Origin of the sequence: Allomesorhizobium aridi (assembly GCF_043769475.1) — a bacterium.
GTDB lineage: Bacteria > Pseudomonadota > Alphaproteobacteria > Rhizobiales > Rhizobiaceae > Allomesorhizobium.
Map to the genome: position 1 here is coordinate 3,531,678 of NZ_CP171729.1, position 20,216 is coordinate 3,551,893.

General features: G+C 63.6%; 15 protein-coding genes and 1 pseudogene. 6 read left to right on the top strand and 10 right to left on the bottom strand.

Annotation, left to right across the window (positions count from 1 at the left end):
- Positions 1-196: 196 nt before the first annotated feature.
- From ACG873_RS19405 to ACG873_RS19445, 9 genes are all read right to left on the bottom strand, one after another.
- Positions 197-1,261, bottom strand: a complete 1,065-nt coding sequence (locus tag ACG873_RS19405) for an ABC transporter ATP-binding protein (RefSeq protein ID WP_394886821.1) — start codon at positions 1,259-1,261, stop codon at positions 197-199.
- Positions 1,262-1,272: 11 nt separating this feature from the next.
- Positions 1,273-2,067 (bottom strand): ABC transporter permease, encoded by a 795-nt coding sequence (locus tag ACG873_RS19410; protein WP_394886823.1) that lies wholly within the window; start codon positions 2,065-2,067, stop codon positions 1,273-1,275.
- Positions 2,064-2,972: an ABC transporter permease gene (locus tag ACG873_RS19415; RefSeq protein ID WP_394886824.1), complete on the bottom strand. Its 909-nt coding sequence runs from the start codon at positions 2,970-2,972 to the stop codon at positions 2,064-2,066. The genes ACG873_RS19410 and ACG873_RS19415 overlap by 4 nt, the downstream gene beginning before the upstream one ends.
- Before the next feature lie 63 nt (positions 2,973-3,035).
- Positions 3,036-4,142, bottom strand: a complete 1,107-nt coding sequence (locus tag ACG873_RS19420) for an ABC transporter substrate-binding protein (protein WP_394886826.1) — start codon at positions 4,140-4,142, stop codon at positions 3,036-3,038.
- A 206-nt stretch (positions 4,143-4,348) separates the two neighbouring features.
- On the bottom strand, positions 4,349-5,536 hold the full coding sequence (locus ACG873_RS19425) for an iron-containing alcohol dehydrogenase (RefSeq protein WP_394886828.1): 1,188 nt from the start codon (positions 5,534-5,536) through the stop codon (positions 4,349-4,351).
- A gap of 19 nt (positions 5,537-5,555) precedes the next feature.
- Positions 5,556-6,941, bottom strand: coding sequence for an aldehyde dehydrogenase family protein (locus ACG873_RS19430; RefSeq protein WP_394886830.1), 1,386 nt, complete (start codon positions 6,939-6,941; stop codon positions 5,556-5,558).
- A gap of 33 nt (positions 6,942-6,974) precedes the next feature.
- Entirely contained in the window at positions 6,975-8,345 is a 1,371-nt protein-coding gene (locus tag ACG873_RS19435; RefSeq protein WP_394886832.1) for a glutamine synthetase family protein, read from the bottom strand.
- Between the two features lie 93 nt (positions 8,346-8,438).
- A complete protein-coding gene (locus tag ACG873_RS19440) occupies positions 8,439-9,989 on the bottom strand; it encodes an amino acid permease (protein ID WP_394886833.1) in 1,551 nt (516 codons plus the stop codon).
- 18 nt (positions 9,990-10,007) lie between these two features.
- A complete protein-coding gene (locus ACG873_RS19445) occupies positions 10,008-10,829 on the bottom strand; it encodes an N-formylglutamate amidohydrolase (RefSeq protein WP_394886834.1) in 822 nt (273 codons plus the stop codon).
- 174 nt (positions 10,830-11,003) lie between these two features.
- Here ACG873_RS19445 and ACG873_RS19450 point away from each other — a divergent pair, with 174 nt between their 5' ends.
- The 3 genes from ACG873_RS19450 to ACG873_RS19460 all read left to right on the top strand — a co-directional run bounded on the left by ACG873_RS19450 (position 11,004) and on the right by ACG873_RS19460 (position 16,347).
- A complete protein-coding gene (locus ACG873_RS19450) occupies positions 11,004-11,831 on the top strand; it encodes a MurR/RpiR family transcriptional regulator (RefSeq protein ID WP_394886836.1) in 828 nt (275 codons plus the stop codon).
- Between the two features lie 197 nt (positions 11,832-12,028).
- Positions 12,029-13,207 (top strand): efflux RND transporter periplasmic adaptor subunit, encoded by a 1,179-nt coding sequence (locus tag ACG873_RS19455; protein ID WP_394886838.1) that lies wholly within the window; start codon positions 12,029-12,031, stop codon positions 13,205-13,207.
- An 8-nt stretch (positions 13,208-13,215) separates the two neighbouring features.
- Positions 13,216-16,347 carry an efflux RND transporter permease subunit gene (locus ACG873_RS19460; RefSeq protein WP_394886840.1) on the top strand — a complete coding sequence of 1,044 codons (3,132 nt, stop codon included), beginning with the start codon at positions 13,216-13,218 and terminating at the stop codon, positions 16,345-16,347.
- Positions 16,348-16,390: 43 nt separating this feature from the next.
- Here ACG873_RS19460 and ACG873_RS19465 read toward each other — a convergent pair whose 3' ends face one another.
- Positions 16,391-17,632, bottom strand: a complete 1,242-nt coding sequence (locus ACG873_RS19465) for an acyl-CoA dehydrogenase family protein (RefSeq protein WP_394886842.1) — start codon at positions 17,630-17,632, stop codon at positions 16,391-16,393.
- A gap of 191 nt (positions 17,633-17,823) precedes the next feature.
- Here ACG873_RS19465 and ACG873_RS19470 point away from each other — a divergent pair, with 191 nt between their 5' ends.
- From ACG873_RS19470 to ACG873_RS19480, 3 genes and pseudogenes are all read left to right on the top strand, one after another.
- Complete coding sequence (locus ACG873_RS19470) at positions 17,824-18,639, top strand: SDR family oxidoreductase (RefSeq protein ID WP_394886843.1); 816 nt, start codon at positions 17,824-17,826, stop codon at positions 18,637-18,639.
- Positions 18,640-18,661: 22 nt separating this feature from the next.
- Entirely contained in the window at positions 18,662-19,138 is a 477-nt protein-coding gene (locus ACG873_RS19475; protein ID WP_394886845.1) for a MaoC family dehydratase, read from the top strand.
- A pseudogene (locus ACG873_RS19480) lies at positions 19,135-20,170 on the top strand (phosphotransferase family protein). The gene ACG873_RS19475 and the pseudogene ACG873_RS19480 overlap by 4 nt, the downstream one beginning before the upstream one ends.
- Positions 20,171-20,216: the final 46 nt, after the last annotated feature.

Here is a 20,216-nt window from a genome sequence, read left to right on the forward strand (position 1 = left end):
CACTTGCCTGGATGCCGGTCGTGCACACCCGTTCCCACCAGCAAGCTGCCGGGACTGAGTATGGTGGAGGTGGCAGGGGGTGTGGACAAAAGCGAGGGCGAAAAAAGAAGAAATCGTGCAAGACGTTGATTTCAGGGCGTTAAAACTTTTGCGGGATGGCCCGCACCCTGCGAGGTAAGACTTCAAGCACACCCACCTAATGCAAAACCAGCAGGTCACTGGACGAGAAACTGATCTCGGTCCTGTCGCCGACATTGGGCGGCGGGGTTGTGGGATTGTTGAACGTATCGAGCGAAACAGCGCTGTTGCCGAGATCGACGCGCATACGGATCACAGAGCCGAGAAAGCTGACTTCGGAAATTTCGCCCCCGAGACTGGCGTCACGGCCAGGCTGTTTTCCAAGCGAGATCGCTTCAGGGCGCAGCGCCAGGGAAAGCGTGTCGCCGGCCTTGGCCCCGTTAAGCGGCTGCTTCAGGACCAGATCGCTGCCGCCGACGCTGACCTTGCCGCCGGCGGCGTCGCTGACCGTGGCTTCGAGTACGTTCAGTGTCCCTACGAAATTGGCGACGAATTTCGTCGCCGGCTTGTTGTAGATCTCGAACGGCGTGCCGACCTGCTCGGCCTTGCCGCCATACATGACGACGATGCGGTCCGACATGGACAGCGCCTCTTCCTGGTCGTGGGTAACGAAGATGGTGGTAATGCCGAGCTTCTTCTGGATGGAACGGATTTCCTCGCGCAGCGACACGCGGACCTTGGCGTCGAGTGCGGACAGGGGCTCGTCGAGCAGCAGCAGCTTCGGCTTCGGCGCCAGCGCGCGGGCGAGCGCCACGCGCTGCTGCTGGCCGCCCGAAAGTTGATACGGATAGCGGTCGCCGAACTCCGGCAGCTTGATGATCGACAGCATCTCGGCGACGCGCGCATCCGACTCGGCCCGGGGAACACCCGCGACCTTCAGCCCGAAACCGATATTTTGCGCCACTGTCAGGTTCGGAAACAGCGCATAGGCCTGGAACACCATGCCGATGTCGCGCTGGTTCGGCTTCAGATTGGTGACATCCTTGCCGCCGACCATCACCATGCCGGCGCTGGGCTCCTCAAAGCCGGCGACGATGCGCAGCATCGTGGTCTTGCCGCAGCCGCTCGGCCCGAGAAAGGAAACGAACTCGCCGCGCTCGACGTCCAGGTTGAAGTCCTGGACCACGGTGGTCGCGCCGAAGGCCTTGCGGACGTTCTGGATCGAAAGGAAGGTTTCGGCCATGGGCTGGACTTTCAGTGCGACGGATTGTTGGCCGATTTCGGCGCAAACCGGGAGAGAAGCTGGATGACCGCCATGCAGCCCCAGGTGATGGCGAAGGCGATGACCGCCAGCGCCGCCGGCTCGTAGGCGCGGTTGGCGCCGATGTTCTGCAGGTAGGGGCCGAAGGCCGGGCGGTTGAGCAGGCTCGCCATGGTGAACTCGCCGATCACGATTGCGAATGTGAGAAACGCGCCCGAAAGGACCGCTATCAGCACATTGGGCAGGATGATGCGCGCAATTATGGTCGTCCAGCCGGCGCCCAGTATCTGCGCCGCCTCGGTGAGTGTGCGCACGTCGATTGTTCTCAAGCCCGTGTCGACGGCTCGGTACATATAGGGCAGCGCCAGCGTCGCATAGCCGATGATCAGCAAGAGGTCGGTGCCGCGTCGCGTCGCCAGGAAAGGAAGCGGCGATGACGAGCCGTACATGCGGATATAGCCGAACACGATGACGATCGCCGGGATGATGAGCGGCAGGAGCGTGATGAACTCGACGACGGGCCGGATATGCGGCATGCGCAGCCTGATCCAGTAGGCCGTCGGCACCACAAGCAGGACCCCGAGCAGAATGGTGAAGCAGGCGACCACGACAGAATAGCCGAAGGTTTCGTGGAAACGGGGATCGCCGAACACGACGCGGTAGGCGTCGAAGGAGTACTCGCCGCGCCGCATCCGCAGCGAGAATTCGAACGTCGCGATCAACGGGATGAAGAAATAGGCCGCGCCGACCGCGAAGGTGAGCCAGGCCCAGAAACGCCCGGTCTTCATTTCAGCCACCTTTCGCTGCGCGTCCGGAACCAGATGTAGAACACGTTTGCGAGGCCGGTGACGAAGATCATGCCGAATGCGAGCGCATAACCGAGATGCGGATTGTGCAGCACGTCGCCGCGTATCTGCGCATAGAGCAGGATCGGCACGATGTTGAGCGACGAGCCGGTGAGTGCATAAGCCGTGGCGATGGCGCCGAAGGAATTGGCGAAAAGCAGGATCACCGTGCCGAGGAAGCTCGGCCAAAGGACGGGTATGGCGACCATGCGCCAGTATTGGAACTGGGTCGCGCCAAGCGTGGCGGCGGCCTCGCCCCATTCCTTTTTCAGCCCGTCGATAGCCGGCGTGATGATAACCACCATCAGCGGAATCTGGAAGAACAGATAGGTGAGCGTCAGGCCCCAGAAGGACAGGATATTGAAGCCGAGGGCATATATGTCGATGCCCCAGGCCCTGAGGAGGACGGTGACCAAGCCGAGGCGGCCGAGCGTGGCGAGGAAGGCGAATGCCAGCGGAACGCCGGCAAAATTGGAGGCAACGCCTGAAAACGTCATCGTGGCCGAGCGTACCCAAGGGGGCAGTCCTCCGCGCACGATGGCGATGGCGATGGCGAGCCCGACAAGCGCCCCGAGCAATGCGGAAGCCAGGCTGATCCTGATCGAGATCCAGTAGGCCGCGAGGATGGAAGGCTGGGAAAGCGCGACGATGTTTTCCAGCGTGAATTCGCCCTGATTGTTCTGGAATGCGCCGACGACCAGATAGATCGTCGGGAAGATCAAGAACATCAGCGCGAAGATGAAGAAGGGCGCGACGCCCAACCACTGCGTCGGCAAACGGAAACTGCGGCCTGCAGTTTTTGCCGCGGCCGGCTCGATCGCTGTCTCGGTGTCGCTTAAATGTGCCATGGGGCTGGGCAGCAAATGGAATGCGGCGGGCGCCTTTCGGCTAACCCGCTGCATTCCGGATGCTTATTGCACGTTCGCGCCGACCACGGCGTCCCACTGCTTGGTGATGACTTCCTTGGCGGCCGCCTGATCCTCGAGCGTCGGGAACACGGCGGCTTCGTAGGAAGCGGCCGGCGGCAGCTTGTCGAGCATCTCCTGCGGGATCTTGCCGTTCTTGGCGAGATCGTTGAAGCGGATCGGGTGGCAATAGCCCTTCAGCCAGCCGAGCTGACCCTCATCCGAATAGAGGTATTCCATCCAGAGCTTGGCCGCGTTCGGATGCGGCGCAAATGCGCTGATCGCCTGGACATAGACGCCGGCGACCACCCCGGTCTTCGGCACAACCACGTCGACCGGCGGGTTGCCCTTCAGCGTGTCGCGGCCGGAGAGCGCATTATAATCCCAGGTGATCAGGATTGGGGTCTGGCCCTGCGCCAGAGTCGCCGCCTTGCCGATGACCGGCACGAAATTGCCCTTGGCGTTCAGTTCCTTGAAGAAGGCGAGGCCCTTCTCGGCGGCCGATGCGGCATCCGTGGCGCCGGAGCCGAGACCGGCCGCATAGACGCCCTGGATCGCCTGGTTCGACGCGCGCGGATCGCCGGCAAGCGCGACGGCGTTCTTGTACTCGTCCTTCAGGAGATCGGCCCAGTCTGCAGGCGGATTGGGTACCAGATCCTTGTTCACCTCGAACGACAGCACGCCGTAATAGTCGCCGTACCAATGGCCTTCGGCATCCTTGGCATCGTCAGGGATCGTGTCCCAGGTCGAGACCTTGTAGGGCTGGATCAGGCCTTCCTGCTTGGCGGACGGTCCATAGGAAAGACCGACGTCGATCACGTCAGGCGCTTGCGGGCCCTTGTTGTCCTTGTTGGCCTTGATCGCCTCGATCTCGTCGCTCGAGCCGGCGTCGGGGTTGAGCTCGTTGACGGTGATTTCCGGGTACTTGGCCTTGAAGCCGGCGATGACCTCGCCGTAGCCGCACCAGTCGTGCGGCAGCGCGATCGTGGTCAGCTGACCTTCAGCCTTCGCGGCGGCAACCAGTTCGTCCATGGTCTGGGCAGAGGTAATTGCCGTCGCTGCCATAAGCGATGCGGCGGTAAGGGAAAGGACCTTTCCCGTAAACTTGAACATGTGTTCTCTCCATTGAACTGACGCCATTGGACGCCTGCGATGCGGTTACCGGCATTCGATGACAGACAGATGAAAATGCGGCCGCCCGGACCCCCCAGGCAGGGAAAAGTTAACTACTTTTCTATGCTTGTGGCAATCGCGGCCATTGTTTTCCGGCTAACGATTTTCGCCTGTTCGATTTTGCTCCCCTCCCTTCATTTTGAGTTCTAACCGGCAGAGCCTTGCACCGTGCCGGCGATCGAATTGTCGAGCAGCGCCAGCGCCGCTTTCCGCGTCAGCTTCACCGGGTTTCCGCCCGCCGTAGGATCGACGATTGCCATCTCGGCAATCAGCGCCTTGCGCTTCTTGTCCATGTCGAGCCCCTTGATCAGGCCCGGCAGCGCATGCGGCACGCCCAGTTCCTTGCGCAGCTTGAGCACGGACCTGGCGAAGCCGTCGAACCCGCCCTTGATGCCGATATAGGCGGCGAGCCTGGCGATGCGCTCTTCGATCGCGTCGCGGTTGAAGGCCAGCACGTAGGGCATGAACACCGCGTTGGTCATGCCGTGATGGGTGTCGTAGAGCGCACCGATCGGGTGCGACAGCGAGTGGATGGCGCCGAGGCCCTTCTGGAAGGCGGCAGCACCCATGGCGGCGGCGCTCATCATATGCGCGCGGGCGGTCAGATCCTTGCCGTTGGCGTATGCCTTGGGCAGGTTCTCGAACACGAGCCTTATGCCCTCGACCGCGATGCCGTCGGCCATCGGATGGTAGCCCGGCGCGCAATAGGCTTCGAGGCAATGGGCGAAGGCGTCCATGCCGGTTCCCGCCGTGATGACGGGCGGCATGCCGACCGTCAGTTCGGGATCGGCGATAACGATGGCCGGCAGCAGCTTCGGATGGAAGATCACCTTCTTGGTATGCGTTTCCTCGTGGGTGACGACGCCTGCTCGGCCGACCTCGGAGCCGGTTCCTGCCGTCGTGGGCACGGCGACGATCGGCGCAATGGCGGCTGAATCGGCGCGCGTCCACCAGTCGCCGACATCCTCGAAATCCCAGACCGGCCGCGTCTGGCCGGCCTGGAAGGCGATCAGCTTGCCGAGATCGAGGCCCGACCCGCCGCCAAAGGCGATGACACCGTCATGCTTGCCCTTTTTGAAGACCGCGATGCCGGCGGTGAGGTTGGATTCGACCGGATTGGGCTTCACGTCCGAAAACACGCCGTAAGGGATCCTGGCGTCGTCCAGCAGCTTCAGCGTGCTGGCCACCACCGGCAGTTTCGCCAAGCCGGGATCGGTGACGAAGAGCGGCCGCTTGATGCCGGCGGCGGCGAGCGCGTCGGGCAGTTCGGAAATGCGCCCTGCGCCGAAACGCACGGTGGTCGGGTAGTTCCATTTGGAAACGAGTTTGGGCATCAATGCTCTTTCGAAAAAATCAAATTGCTTCGCGCAGGTGAAAAGACTTCGGCCGGGTCAGGTTCTCATAGCCGACGACCGACATGGCGCCGCCCTTTCCGGTCTCCTTGACCCCCGTCCAGACCAGGCCGGGATCGACATAGTCGCAGCGGTTCATGAACACGGTGCCGGTCTCGATCCGGTCGCCAATCGCGGCGGCGCGGTCGGTGTCGGTGGTCCAGATGGAAGCGGTCAGACCGTAAGGACTGTCGTTCATGAGCGCGATTGCCTCCTCGTCGTTGCGCACCTTCATGATGCCGACGATCGGGCCGAAACTCTCCTCGCGCATTACGCTCATCTGGTGGTCGACATTGGTCAGCACTTCCGGCGCCAGATAGGGTGAGCCATCCTTGTCGTTGTCGACCTTCATGCCGATGTGCGCGGTCGCGCCCTTGCGCAGGGCTTCGGCCTTCTGCTCGCGGATGAAATCGGCGAAACGGGCCTGCGCCATCGGCCCCATCGTGGTCGCCTGGTCGAGCGGATTGCCGACCACGTAGTTCTTGGTCTCGGCGATGAAGCCCTCGACGAATTCGTCGTAGACCTTCTCGTGGACGTAGACGCGCTCGATGCCGCAGCAGCACTGGCCGGAATTGTAGAACGCGCCGTCGACGAGGTTTGCGACGGCATGGTCGAGTTTCACGTCCGGCAGCACATAGGCCGGATCCTTGCCGCCGAGTTCGAGGCCGAGCGTCATGAAGGTTCCGGCCGCGGCCTTCTCGATGGCGCGCCCGCCGGCGACGGAGCCGGTGAAGTTGACGTGGTCGATCTTGCCGGAGCCAAGCAGCTTCTCGGTCTGCGCATGGTTGAGCACGATGTTCTGGAACACGCCTTTCGGCAGGCCGGCCTTTTCGAAGGCCTTGGCGAAGCGCTCGCCGACGAGCAGCGTCTGGGCGGCGTGCTTGAGGATCACGGCGTTGCCGGCCATCAAGGCGGGCACGATCGAATTGACCGCGGTGAGGTACGGATAGTTCCATGGCGCGATGACGAACACCACGCCGAGCGGCTCCTTCTTGAGGTAGCGGCGAAAGCCTGGCCGGTCCTCCGGAACGTAGGGCGCCAGCGCCTTCTCGGCGAGCGCCACCATGTAGCGGGTACGCTCCTCGACGCCGCCCTTCTCCCCGCCGTAACGCGTCGGCCGACCCATCTGCCAGGCAAGTTCCGGCACGATCTCGTCGTTCATGGCCAGCAGCGCCTCGAGGAAGGCGAGCAGGTATTTTCCACGTTCGGCGATCGGGGTCTCGGCCCAGGTAGCCTGCGCCGCTTTGGCGCGCTCGACGGCTGCATTGACCGCCTGATCGGTGGCGACCGGCCGCTCGGCAAAGATCGAGCCGTCGATGGGGGATTTGAGTTTTATGGTTTCCGTCATGTCGTCCTCGTGTTCTTCTTGTTCTTGAGTCGATCAGTACCGCTCGAACCCCCTGTGGAGCTCCCAATCCGTGATGCGGCGGTCGTATTCGAGCTGCTCCCAGCGGGCCGTATGCAGGTAATGCTCCATCACGTCCTCGCCGAAGGCCTCCCTCAGCATGGCCGAGCCCTCCATCGTCTGGATGGCCTCGCGCAGCGTCTTCGGGATCTCGGGCAGGTCGGCCGCCTGGTAGGCGTCGCCGACGAAAGGCTTCTGCAATTCCAGTTTCTCGTCGATGCCGGCGAGCCCGGCCGCAATCAGCGCCGCGAAGGCGAGATACGGGTTCAGGTCGGCGCCGCCGATGCGGCATTCCATGCGGATGCCCTTGGTGCCCTCGCCGCAAAGGCGGAAACCGGCTGTGCGGTTGTCTTCGCTCCACATGATCTTCGTCGGGGCGAATGTGCCGGACTGAAAGCGCTTGTAGGAGTTGATGTAGGGCGCCAGGAACCAGGTGAATTCCTTGGCGTATTTGAGCTGGCCCGCGGCCCATTGCTGGCCGAGCTGGCTCAGCGTCCATTCGCTGTTCTTGTCGTAGAAAAGCGGCGTCTTGCCGTCGGCGCTCCACAGCGAATTGTGGATATGGCTCGAATTGCCGGCGAGGCCGTAATTGTACTTGGCCATGAAGCTGATCGCCTTGCCCATGCTGTCGGCGATTTCCTTGGCGCCGTTTTTCAGGATGACGTGGCGGTCCGCCATTTCCAGCACTTCGGCGTAGCGGACGTTGATCTCCTCCTGGCCCGGTCCCCACTCGCCCTTCGAATTCTCGATCGGGATGCCGGCCGCCTCCATCTCGTTGCGCAGCCGGCGCATCACGCCCTCTTCCTTGGTTGTGATGCCGATCAGGTAGTCGCCGATATAGGGCGAAGCCGTTTCGAGGTTTTGCCAGTGCTTGGCGCGGGCGGATTCATAGGTTTCGCTGAACAGGTAGAACTCCAGCTCGGACGCGAAATAGGCGAGATAGCCGCGTTCCTGGAGGCGCTTCACCTGCTTGCGCAGAATCGCACGCGGCGAATGCGGCAGGTCGTCATGGGTATGGTGGTCGAGAATGTCGCAAAGAACCAGGGCGGTCTTTTCGAGCCATGGAACGCGGCGGATCGTCGACAGGTCGGGCTTCATGACGAAGTCGCCATAACCTTTCGACCAACTCGCCGCCTTGTAGCCCGGGACAGGCTCCATATCGATGTCGTTGGCCAGCAGATAGTTGCAGCCATGCGTCTCGTCATAGGCTGACTCGACGAAATATTTGGCCAGAAAGCGCTTGCCGACGAGCCGTCCCTGCATGTCGACGGCGCAGGCGAGAACGGTGTCGATCTCGCCGTCCGCAACCGCTTTCTTCAACTGATCGAACGAGAAATTTTCGGCCATTCTTTGCCTACCCCGGTGATGAGATTTCAAAATCGACGATACTTTAAGGACCGTGGCCGGCGTAACGCCGGCCACGGCAGGATGAAGGATGGCTCAGTGCCCGGTTTCGCCGACAGCGCGTTCCGCCGCGGCGATCTCGGCTTGCCGCTTGGCGACCTCTTCGCCGATCGGCGGTCCCTTGAAGCGCGAGCGCTCGAAGCCGAACCAGACGATGCCGGTGACGATCAGGAAGCCCACGGTAATGTAGAGCGCCCAATCGTTAGGCGGCTGGATGCCGATCACGAAGATCAGGACCATAGCAATGATGGAGAGCACGGCAAACAGCTTGAACATGCCTTCGCCGAGGTTCCACGGACCCTGTTTGTCCCATTTCGACGTGCCCCAGGCCATCAGGCCGAGCGTGATCGGAATGATGAAGGAGAAGAACAGGAAGATAACCGTGCAGGACACGACGATCGTATAGACCGGCGTCTCGCCGATAGAGACGAGCGAAGAGCCCCAGACGAAGAGGACTGCCAGGATCGAGCCCGTCCAGATCGCGGCCACCGGCGTGCGATAGGTCGGGCTGACTTTCGCGAGAGCCGAGGAAGCCGGCAGGCCACCGTCGCGCGAAAATGCAAAGATCATGCGTGAAGCCGAGGTGACGGTCGCGAGCCCGCACAGCCATTGCGCCACGAAGATCGCGAGATAGAGAATATTCTTGACGGCCGGATTGACCTGCTGGTCCATGCCCCAGAAGAACACGTTCCAGCCCTGCGTCGCCGCCTCATCCATGCTGGGCAGCATGAGCACGAACGCGCAGAGCATGATGTAGCCGAACAGCGCCGACCAAAGCACCGAACCGATCATCGCCCGCGGAACGGAGTGCGCGGCCTTGAGGGTTTCCTCGGATGTATGCGCCGAGGCGTCATAGCCGGTGATCGTATAGATCGGCATCAGCAGCCCGAGCAGGAAAATCCAGGTCGAGGATGTCGCCGGCCAGACGTTGCCGCCGGTCTCGCCCGAGTAGTTCCCAAAGGTGAAGAGCCTGCCGAACTCCCAGGTATCGGCAGCCACGAGGCAAACCAGCGCCAGCGCAATTGCGGTGGCAAAGATCAGGTAGCCGGAAAAGTCGGTCAGCTTTGCCGTGAGCCCAATGCCCATGTGGTTCACGAGCGCCTGGAGGCCGGTGATGATCGCCAGGAAGATGATACGGGTGGTTGTCGTGTCCTCAAGCCCCAGCGCGCCGCCGAAGGCGCCCATGAAGAAGTAATACGTGCCAACATTGATGGCGCCGAGAACGGTGATGAGTCCGAGAAGGTTGAACCAGGCGGTGAGCCAGCCGGTGAAGCGGTTGCCGAGGATCGAACCCCAGTGATAGAGGCCGCCCGCGGTCGGGTAGGCCGAGCTGATCTGCGCCATCGCAACGGCAAAGACCAACGAGATAAAACAGCCGAGCGGCCAGCCGATGCCGATCGCGGCGCCGCCGGCGCCCGATGTCGCCTGCGCCAGCGAATTGATGCCGCCGGAAAGAATGCAGATGATCGAGAACGAAACGGCAAAGTTCGAGAACTGACTCATCCGCCGTTCGAGTTCCTGGGCATAGCCCATGCCGTGGAGGATTTTCATATCCTCGCTTTTGTCGACGTCAGTGTATTCTGTCATTTCATGTCCCCTTTGTTATCAAGTTGACTGTTCGACCGAACGTTGCATCCCGATCCGGGCGGCGGTTCTTCTGCCCGCTTCGGGCTCCAGATTCGAAAAAATTCCTATGAGCATATCCGCCCATTTCCGCTGCCCGATTTCCTCGGCGATTTCGTCGTTGCGGATTTCGATCATGGCGCAGGCGAGCCCGCGCGAACGCCCGTGGCGCTCCAGCGTGAAATACACCCGGTCGGCCGGCGAATAAGGCTCGTTGTCGCCGACGACGATGCTGCTCGACGACTTCAGCGCGGCGATCAACGGGTCCGCGATGCTCCGGTCCTCGTCATGCAGGATGCCGATGTGCCAGGGCCGCTTCACGCCTTTGTAGACCGGCGTGAAAGAATGGACCGAGATCAACCTGGTATCGCGCCCTTGGGAAAGCCGGTCCTCGATCAGTGCTTCGACCGCTTCGTGAAAGGGCTGCCATGACAGGGCGATACGGGCCTCGCGATCCTGGGGCGAAAGGCCTGCGTTGCCCGGAACAACCGTCGTCTCGCTGACCGGGCAGATCAGGTCGGGCGCGTCCCGCGGGCGGTTGCAGTCGATCACCAGGCGCGAAACTCGGGACTCGACCAGCGCCGCATCGAGCGCCTTGGCCAGTCGGCGGGCGACCGGCAGCGCGCCCGGATCCCAGGCGATGTGGCTTTCGAGCTCTCGCTCTCCGAGGCCGAGGCGGCCGAACTGTTCGGGAATGAAATTCGAGGCGTGATCGCAAATGACGACGATCGGACTACGACCGTTGCGGTTCGTGATCCGGACGGCATTGGAGGTTGCGTGCTCGGCTGGCAGCGCGGGTTCCATTCTCGTCGTCGTCCCCTGAAGCGCCGTATCGTATGTTACGTATTTTGTATCATTGCGCCTCGATGGATGATTTCATACACATTCGGAAAGTTTGTCAAACGCGTTCGCGCGTTGACCAGCGAAAGATGGGGGACATCCGCCGGTCATGATTGGCGGCGGGCCGTGGGAGGGTTCATGGCGTCGAGTATTGCCGAACTGATCGCCGATCGCATCGATGCAATGCCGGCCGGCGAGCGCCGGGCGGCACAGACGCTTATCGCAAGCTATCCCATGATCGGGCTGAAGACTGTCGCCGATTTCTCGCTGCAGGCGGGCGTCAGTTCGCCCACCATCCTCCGCTTCGTTTCCCGCCTCGGTTTCCAGAACTATCCGGAATTCCAGTCGGCGTTGCAGGACGAGCTCGCCGCGCAGTTGCAGTCTCCGCTTTCGCGCACTGCATCGCCCTTGGCGACTGGACACGGCGAAGCCTCGCCCATGCTGGAAGCGACGCTCGAAAACATCCGCGAGACGTTCCGCCACGTTTCCGAAAAGCAGATGCGCGACATCGTCCTTCATCTTTCCAATCCGCGCGCCAAGACCTTCCTGATCGGCGGCCGCTTCACCGATCCGGTGGCGCGCTACATGGCGGCGCACCTGACCATCATCCGGCCCAATGTCTTTCATCTGACCGGCCAGGAAAGCAATTGGCGCGACCGGCTGATCGATATGGGCAAGCGCGACGTGCTCCTGATCTTCGATATCCGGCGCTATCAGGACAGCCTGATCCGCTTCGCCGAGAAGGCGCATCAGCGCGGCGTGCAGATCGTGCTGTTCACCGACCAGTGGCTGTCGCCGATCGCCCGCTTCGCCCGCCACGTCGTCGCCGGGCGCACGGCGGTACCTTCGCCATGGGACTCGTCGGCGGCGCTTTTCGTCTTTGCCGAGGCGCTGATCGGAGAGGTGACGCGCGAACTCGAGGCCGAGAGCGCCAGACGCATCCGCGAGATGGAAAATCTGCGCTGAAAATCAGACGTTCGTGATTTTGGTTAAGTCGCGCGCGGTGTGATATTACAGATATTTAAGGTGCGGACCGGCCTGCGAATTGTCATAAAGGCCGCGTACTGATTTCCGGGTGCTTTAGCGCCCGAAAGTTCCCCGGCTCGCTCTTCGGTACGGCAGAGGCCGGGTGGACCCGAAACCAACTGCCGACCGGAGTGCCGATGGCCGCCTGGAAACAATTTCTTATTGCCGCCGTCATCATGGTGGCGGCAGCCGCGGCCTGGGTGCGGTTTTTTCCCGGTGCGCCGGAAATACTCGCAAGCTGGGGGATTGAATGGGCGCTGGCAGCTACGCCCAAGGCCGAGAGCCCGGCCGAAGGTAGCCGTCAGGGTCGCGGCGGCCCAGGGGCCAAGGCCGCGGTCGTAACTCGACCCGTCGTACCTGCCACCATCAACGACAAACTGTCGGCGATTGGAACCGGTCGCGCCAACAAATCCGTCACCGTCAAACCCTATTCGGCCGGCCGGCTGACCGAACTGGTGGTCGCCTCCGGCAGCCGCATTCGCGCCGGCGACGTCATCGCCAAGCTCGATTCGGACGCCGAGGAAATCGCGGTCGACCGGGCGCGGATCGCCATGGCCGATGCGGAGGCGCGCGTCGAGCGCATCAAGGCGCTGCGGTCATCCAACACCGCGACCGCAGTTCAGATGACCGAAGCGGAGCTTGCGCTCGGCAATGCGCGTCTGGCGGTCCGCGACGCCGAGCTTGCGCTCGAGCGCCGCTCGATTGAAGCCCCGATCTCCGGCATTGTCGGCATCCTGCCGGTGGAAGCTGGAAACTACGTCGCGACCGAAACGGCCGTCGCCACGCTCGACGACCGCTCCAGCATCATAGTCGATTTCTGGGTGCCGGAACGCTACGCCAGCGCCATCACCGTCGGCATGCCAATGAGCGCCACCTCGATCGCCCGTCCCAACCAGGTGTTCGAAGGCGCTGTCAGCGCGGTCGACAACCGCCTCGACGAGGCCAGCCGGACGCTGCATGTGCGGGCGCGCATCGGCAATCCCGACGATACGCTGCGAGCGGGCATGTCCTTCCAGGTCTCGATGCGTTTTGCCGGCGACACCTACCCGTCTGTCGATCCTCTGGCCATCCAGTGGGGTGCCGACGGAGCTTTCGTCTGGGCGATTGGCGAGGACGGCAGGGCCAAGCGCACGCCGGTTCGCATCGTCCAGCGCAACACGGAGAGCGTCCTGATCGACGCCGACATACGCGCAGGCGTCGAAGTGGTCACGGAGGGCATCCACGTCGTCCGCGAGGGCGCCGAACTGCTGATCGCCGGCCGAGAACCCTCGGCATCGGCCATGCCGACGCCGCTCGCTTCCGGCAGCGGCTCCTGAGGCGCGCCATGGCCGCTAACCAGGACGCCAACGGCGAAAAAGGCATGACGGCGCTTTTCGTGCGCCGCCCGGTGCTGGCCTTCGTCTTGAACACGCTGATCGTGGTAGCGGGTCTGGCGGCCCTGGCCGGTGTCGAGATTCGGGAACTGCCGGATGTCGACCGGCCCGTCATCTCCATTTCCACCGATTTCACCGGCGCCGCCGCAGAGACCATCGACCGCGAACTGACGGCAATCGTGGAAGGTGCGGTCTCGCGCGTGGCGGGCGTGGAAGCGATATCGTCAACCTCTTCCTTCGGCCGCAGCCGGGTCACGGTCGAGTTCGGCGACGATGTCGATCTCGATACCGCGGCCTCCGACATGCGCGACGCGGTGTCGAGGGTCCAGAATCAGCTACCCGACCTCGCCGACATACCGCGCATCGTGAAGGCCGACGCAAACGCGGATGCGGTGCTGCGCCTGGCCGTTACTTCACAGGATATGTCCGTCGAGGACATGACCGTGCTGATCGAGGATGAGGTGGTTGACGCTTTTGCCGCGGTTCCCGGCGTGGCCGACGTGCAAATCTACGGCAACCGCGACAAGATCTTCCGGGTGGACATTAATCAGGCGCGCCTCGCCGGCCACGGCCTGACCGTCGCCGATATCAGCGGCGCCCTCTCGTCGATGGCCTTCGACGCACCGGCGGGATCGCTGACCAGCAACACGCAGGATCTGGTCGTGCGTGCGACAGCCTCGCTGACGACGCCGGAGGCTTTCGAGAACATCATCATCGGTGACGGCCGCACCCGTCTGGGCGACGTCTCAACGGTCACGCTCGGTCCCGACATCGGCGAGTCCAGCCTGCGCGCCAACGGCGCCACCGGCATCGGCCTCGGCATCGTGCGGCAGGCTCAGTCCAACACGCTGGATATTTCCGAAGGCGTGCACGCAGCGGCGGCGAAGCTCAACGAGACGCTCCCCGAAGGCATGGAAATCCGCGTCACCAGTGACGACGCGACGTTCATCGAGGGCGCTATCCATGAGGTCGAGATCGCCCTGATTCTTTCGGTGTCGCTGGTGCTGCTCGTCATCTTCCTGTTCCTCTGGGACTGGCGCGCGACCCTCATTCCCGGCTTCTCCATGCCGGTCGCGCTGATCGGGACCGTCGCGGCGATCTACCTGGCCGGCTTCTCGATCAACATCCTGACCCTGCTGGCGCTGGTCCTGGCCACCGGCCTCGTTGTCGATGACGCCATCGTCGTGCTTGAGAATATCGTGCGCAGGCGCAACCAGGGCATGGGCCCGCGCGCCGCCGCCGTGCTGGGCGCGAAGGAGGTGTTCTTCGCGGTGATCGCCACCACGGCGACGCTGATCGCCGTGTTCGTTCCCCTGTCCTTCCTGCCTGGCCAAACCGGCGGCCTGTTCCGTGAATTCGGCTTCGTGCTGGCGTGTTCGGTCGCTCTGTCCGCCGTGGTCGCGCTTTCGCTTTGTCCCATGCTCGCGTCGCGAATGCTCCGCGGGCATGCCGGTGAGGAGCAGCGAACCGGCGCTGCCGCGCGGGTCGGCCAAAGTCTCGCCGGTCTCTACCGCCGCATGCTTCGCGCCTGCCTGAATGCTCCCGCGCTTGTCGTCCTGGCTTCGGTGCTCTTCGGCGCCGCGGCATTCGGCATCTCCGGCTCCATCCAGCAGGAACTCACTCCGCCCGAGGACCGCTCGTCGGCCTTCCTGCGCATCACCGCGCCGCAAGGCGTCAGCCTCGACTATCTGTCGCAGAAGATGCGCGAAATCGAACAGCTGGTCGCCCCCATGCGCCAATCGGGCGAGATTCGAAACACTTTCGGCATTGCCGGGTCGAACAGCTCGGCCAATAGCGGCTTCATGGTGCTGTCTCTCGCGCCATGGCACGAGCGCGAGCGCACCCAGCAGCAAATCGTCGACGAGATCGAGAATTTGATGCGGCAGGTGCCGGGCGTAAGGGTCTTCGCCGCCCAGCCGAACAGCCTGGGCATCCGCGGCGCCGGCAGCGGCCTGCAATTCGCGGTCGCCGGCAACAACTACGCCGACCTTGGCAAGGCTGCAGCCTCAATCGTCGCCGAGATGGAGAAGGATCCCCGCTTCCAGCAGCCCAGGCTTTCCACCGACACCACGCAGCCGCAGCTTTCTGTGCGCATCGACCGCGAACGCGCATCCGACGTCGGCATCGATATAGCCGGGCTGGCCGAAGCCATGCAGTCCATGCTCGACGGGCGTGAAGTCGGTTCGGTTTTCATCGACGACCGCGCCTATGACGTCAAATTCGTCTCCACCACCAACCCCATCAACGATCCGACGGACCTGGAGAACGTTTACCTTCGCGCCGGCGACGGCCGTTTCGTTCCGATGTCGACCATCGCCAGCCTGACCGAACAGGCGGTGCCGCCGTCGCTGGCGCGCGAGCAGCAATTGCGCGCCGTCGCCGTCACCTCGGCGCTGCGCGACGACTTCGCCCTCGGCGAAGCCTACGAAGTCGCGCAGGAGCTAGCGGCCCCGCTGCTCCCTGCCGGCAGCCGCATCATACCGCTCGCCGAAACGGCGACGCTGGGCGAACAGTCGAGCAGCATGTTCGTGATATTCGGCTTCGCCATCGTCATCATCCTGCTTGTGCTCGCCGCCCAGTTCGAGAGCTTCGTCAGCGCCATCATCATCATGGCGACGGTGCCGCTCGGCCTCGCCTGCGCGGTTTTCGCGATGCTGCTGACGGGGACCAGCCTGAACGTCTACAGCCAGATCGGCCTGGTCATGCTGGTCGGCATCATGGCCAAGAACGGTATTCTCATCGTCGAATTCGCCAACCAGCTCCGCGACAGGGGCATGGGCGTGCGCGAAGCGATCGAGGAGGCGTCGAACATCCGGCTGCGACCGGTGCTGATGACCATGATCTGCACCATCTTGGGCGGCCTGCCGCTGGTTCTAGCCGCCGGCGCCGGCGCCGAGGCCCGAATTGCGCTCGGCTGGATCATCGTTGGCGGGCTCGGCCTGGCGACCGTCTCGACGCTGTTCCTGACGCCCGTCGCCTATCTGCTGCTAGGCCGCTTTGTGACGCCGAAGATCGAGGAAGAGGCGCGGCTGAAGCGCGAACTCGATGAGGCCGCCTATACTGGCATGGAGCCGGCGGAGTAGCCGCCGGACCTCCTCTCGTTTCGGGAAAGCGCCTTCCCCGGGCTCAGATCTTCTCCTGTGTGTATTTCCTGAGTTCCGCCCGCGCGACCTGCCGCCGGTGCACGGCGTCGGGGCCGTCAGCGAGGCGCAGCGTCCGAAGATGCGTCCATGAGCGCGCCAGCGGCGTGTCCTGGCTGACGCCGGCGCCGCCGAATATCTGCACCGCCTCGTCGACGACCTTCAGCGCCACGCGCGGCGCGACAACCTTGATCTGGCTGATCCAAGGTGCGGCGGCGCGCGCGTCGCCCTGGTCGATCATCCATGCCGCCTTGAGGCAGAGCAGCCGCGCCATCTCGATCTCCATGCGGCATTCGGCGATGATGTCGAAATTCGCCCCGAGTTCGGCCAGCTTCTTGCCGAACGCCTCGCGGCGGAGCGAACGCTGGCACATCATCTCGAGTGCTGATTCCGCCTGGCCGATCGCACGCATGCAATGATGAATGCGGCCGGGTCCGAGCCGCCCCTGCGCGATCTCGAAGCCCCTGCCCTCGCCCAGGATCAGATTGTCTTTGGGCACCCGGACATTGTCGAAGCGTATGTGGAAATGGCCGTGCGGTGCATCGTCGTCGCCATAGACGGTCATCGGCCGCAGCTTTTTGACGCCGCCCGCATCGGCCGGCACCAGGATCATCGAATGCCGCTTGTGCTTCGGCGCGGTGTCATCGCCCGTCCGGACCATGACGATGTAGATCTTGCAGCGCGGATCGCCGGCGCCCGTAGCCCACCATTTTTCGCCGTTCAGCACATAATTGTCGCCGTCGGGCTCGCAGCGCATCGCGATGTTGGTGGCATCGGAGGAGGCGACATCCGGCTCGGTCATCAGGTATGCGGAGCGGATCTTGCCGTCCAGCAGCGGCCGCAGCCACTTCTCCTTATGGTCCTCCGAACCGTAGCGTTCCAGCACCTCCATGTTTCCGGTGTCGGGCGCGGAGCAGTTGAAGGTCTCGGCCCCGAGATGCGCGCGGCCCATCTCCTCGGCGAGATAGGCGTATTCGACGGTCGAGAGGCCGTACCCGCTCTCAGATGCCGTCAACCAGAAATTCCACAGGCCGCGCTCGCGCGCCTTGCCCTTCAACTCGCCGAGAATCTCCCGCTGCTGCGCCGTGAAAGCCCAGCGGTCTCCATCCTTGCCGACTTCGGCGAGGAATTCGGCGTCGAGCGGGATAATCTCTTCCCGCACCATGCGGGCAACGCGTTCGTGGATCGGCTTCAGCCGCTCCGTCATGCCAAGGGCCATCTCAGACATCCGACTTCTCCTCAGTGAGGCCAAGTCCCCCGCAACGCGCGGATCACCACCTGGTTCATCTGCCGATCGCAAAGAGGTCTGCCGCGCTAGCCAAGTTCGGGCCTTTACGGCCGGTGCGGCATCAACATACTGGCTTCCCATTGCAACGCTATCGCGAACAAGCGGCGCTGCGCCGCGGCCGGGAGGTTTCGATGTCCTATCTCGACGATCTGTTTTCGGCTGCCGGCAAGACGGCGCTCGTCACCGGCGCTGCGACCGGCATCGGCCGCATGGCCGCGGCCGCACTGGTACAGGCAGGCGCGAGCGTGATGATCGCCTCGCGCAAGGGCGATGACTGCGCCCGCGTCGCCGGCGGACTGAACGCGCTCGGCGCGCCGGGCAGAGCCGAAGGCTTCGGCGGCGATGTCAGCACCGAGGCCGGCGTGCTGGCGCTCGCCGCTGCCGTGAAAGAACGAACCGACCGGCTGAATATTCTCATCAACAATGCCGGCACGTCCTGGGGTGAGCCGCTGGAGAGCTTTCCCTACAAGGCTTGGGCGAAAGTGTTCGACGTCAACGTCACCGGGCTGTTCCACCTGACGCGCGAACTTCTGCCGCTGCTCTCCAAGGCGGCTTCCGACGCCGACCCGGCGCGTATCATCAATCTCGGCTCGGTGATGGGAACCCAGCCGCTGGCCGACGACGCCTATTCCTACACCGCTTCGAAGGCGGCGGTGCACCACCTGACCCGGACGCTGGCGATTGAACTGGCGGGCCGGCGCATCACCGTCAACGCGTTTGCGCCCGGACCCTTCCGCAGCCGCATGACCGCATTCGCCACGGGCAGCGAAGAAGGCGCCAGCCGGGTGGCGAGCCACGTGCCGATCGGCAGGATCGGCGCGCCCGATGACATTGCCGGCGCGACCCTGTATCTGTGCAGCCGTGCGGGCAGCTATGTCACCGGCGCCATACTGCCCATCGACGGCGGACAGTCGGTGCAGCATGGCATGACGCTGTTCAAAGAATGATTTCGTACCGGGAGCCGAACGCTTGAAACCAATAACCGTTGATCAACTCGTGGCCGGCGTCGGGTCCGAACTCACATCGCCCTGGCGCACCGTCACGCAGCAGATGATGGACCTGTTCGCCGACGCGACCGACGACCACCAGTTCATCCATTGCGACCCGGAACGGGCCGCGGCGGAGACGCCATTCGGCGGCACCATCGCGCACGGCTTCCTGACGCTGTCGCTGCTGTCGGCCATGGCCTACGAGACCATACCGCCGCTGGAAGGCGCCGGCATGGGCATCAACCAGGGTTTCGAGAGCCTGAAATTCGTCGCGCCGGTGAAGACAGGCGCACGTATCCGAACGAAATTCGTGCTTGCCGACGTGAAGGTGCGGCCCTCCGGCTGGGTCCAGGTCGCGCATGAGGTCACTATCGAGATCGATGGATCGAAGAAGCCGGCGCTGACGGCGCGTTGGCTGACGCTGACCATGGTCGAGCCGGAGAAAGCTACGGGATGAGCGACCGGAACGCGCTCGACCAGGCGGCGCCTCGCGCCCTATCTGGAGGCGGCAATCCCCGGCTTTTCCGGGCTCCTGTCGATCGAGAAGTTCAAGTCCGGCCAGTCCAATCCGACCTATCTGCTTACAACAACGTCCGGCCGCTATGTGCTGCGGGCCAAGCCGCCCGGGCAATTGCTGAAATCGGCGCATCAGGTCGACCGCGAATTCCGCATCATGAAGGCGCTGGCCGGCACGGCGGTTCCGGTTCCCGAAATGCTGCATTTGTCGCCGGAGGACTCTCCGATCGGCCGCATGTTCTACGTCATGGGCTACGTCGAGGGGCGCATCTTCTGGGACCCGGCCCTGCCCGAGATCGGTTCCAACTCCGAACGCGCAGCAATCTACGATGCGATGAACGCGACGCTCGCCGCCCTGCACGATATCGATCCGGCGGCTGTCGGGCTTGGCGATTTCGGCAGGCCCGGCAGCTATTTCGAACGCCAGCTTGGCCGCTGGACGAGCCAGTATCGCGCGACCGAAACCGGCGTCATCGCCGACATGGACCGGCTGATCCACTGGCTTGAGGCGCATATGCCGCCGGACGACGGCGTCGCCTCGCTGGTGCATGGCGACTATCGCCTCGACAACATGGTCTTTGCGCCCGACCGCTCGGAAGTCCTGGCCGTGCTCGACTGGGAACTCTCGACGCTCGGCCATCCCTATGCCGACCTCGCCTATCAGTGCATGCAATGGCGGCTGCCGCACGCCTCGGGCTTTCGCGGCCTTGGCGGCATCGACCGGAAGGCGCCCGGCCTTCCCTCCGAAGAAGATTACGTCGCGGCCTATTGCCGGCGGCGCGGCATCGGCGGCATTGCCGACTGGACGTTCTTCCTCGCCTTCTCCTTCTTCCGGCTCGCGGCGATCTGCCAGGGTGTCTACAAGCGCGCGCTGGACGGCAACGCCTCCAATCCGGAACGGGGCCTCAGGCACGGCGAACTGGTGCCGTTGCTGGCCGGCCTTGCCGTGGAAATGATCCACGACGGAAAGTGATGCCCGGCTTCTCCCTCCCCCTGAGGGGACGGAAGGCCCGCGCCTC

Excerpts from the sequence above, each read along its gene's own strand:
- ACG873_RS19460 (WP_394886840.1), top strand. The coding sequence starts at position 13,216 with ATGGCCGCTAACCAGGACGCCAACGGCGAAAAAGGCATGACGGCGCTT.
- ACG873_RS19420 (WP_394886826.1), bottom strand. The coding sequence starts at position 4,142 with ATGTTCAAGTTTACGGGAAAGGTCCTTTCCCTTACCGCCGCATCGCTT.
- ACG873_RS19465 (WP_394886842.1), bottom strand. The coding sequence starts at position 17,632 with ATGTCTGAGATGGCCCTTGGCATGACGGAGCGGCTGAAGCCGATCCAC.
- ACG873_RS19440 (WP_394886833.1), bottom strand. The coding sequence starts at position 9,989 with ATGACAGAATACACTGACGTCGACAAAAGCGAGGATATGAAAATCCTC.
- ACG873_RS19430 (WP_394886830.1), bottom strand. The coding sequence starts at position 6,941 with ATGACGGAAACCATAAAACTCAAATCCCCCATCGACGGCTCGATCTTT.
- ACG873_RS19425 (WP_394886828.1), bottom strand. The coding sequence starts at position 5,536 with ATGCCCAAACTCGTTTCCAAATGGAACTACCCGACCACCGTGCGTTTC.
- ACG873_RS19450 (WP_394886836.1), top strand. The coding sequence starts at position 11,004 with ATGGCGTCGAGTATTGCCGAACTGATCGCCGATCGCATCGATGCAATG.
- ACG873_RS19455 (WP_394886838.1), top strand. The coding sequence starts at position 12,029 with ATGGCCGCCTGGAAACAATTTCTTATTGCCGCCGTCATCATGGTGGCG.
- ACG873_RS19405 (WP_394886821.1), bottom strand. The coding sequence starts at position 1,261 with ATGGCCGAAACCTTCCTTTCGATCCAGAACGTCCGCAAGGCCTTCGGC.
- ACG873_RS19435 (WP_394886832.1), bottom strand. The coding sequence starts at position 8,345 with ATGGCCGAAAATTTCTCGTTCGATCAGTTGAAGAAAGCGGTTGCGGAC.
- ACG873_RS19415 (WP_394886824.1), bottom strand. The coding sequence starts at position 2,972 with ATGGCACATTTAAGCGACACCGAGACAGCGATCGAGCCGGCCGCGGCA.
- ACG873_RS19410 (WP_394886823.1), bottom strand. The coding sequence starts at position 2,067 with ATGAAGACCGGGCGTTTCTGGGCCTGGCTCACCTTCGCGGTCGGCGCG.
- ACG873_RS19470 (WP_394886843.1), top strand. The coding sequence starts at position 17,824 with ATGTCCTATCTCGACGATCTGTTTTCGGCTGCCGGCAAGACGGCGCTC.
- ACG873_RS19445 (WP_394886834.1), bottom strand. The coding sequence starts at position 10,829 with ATGGAACCCGCGCTGCCAGCCGAGCACGCAACCTCCAATGCCGTCCGG.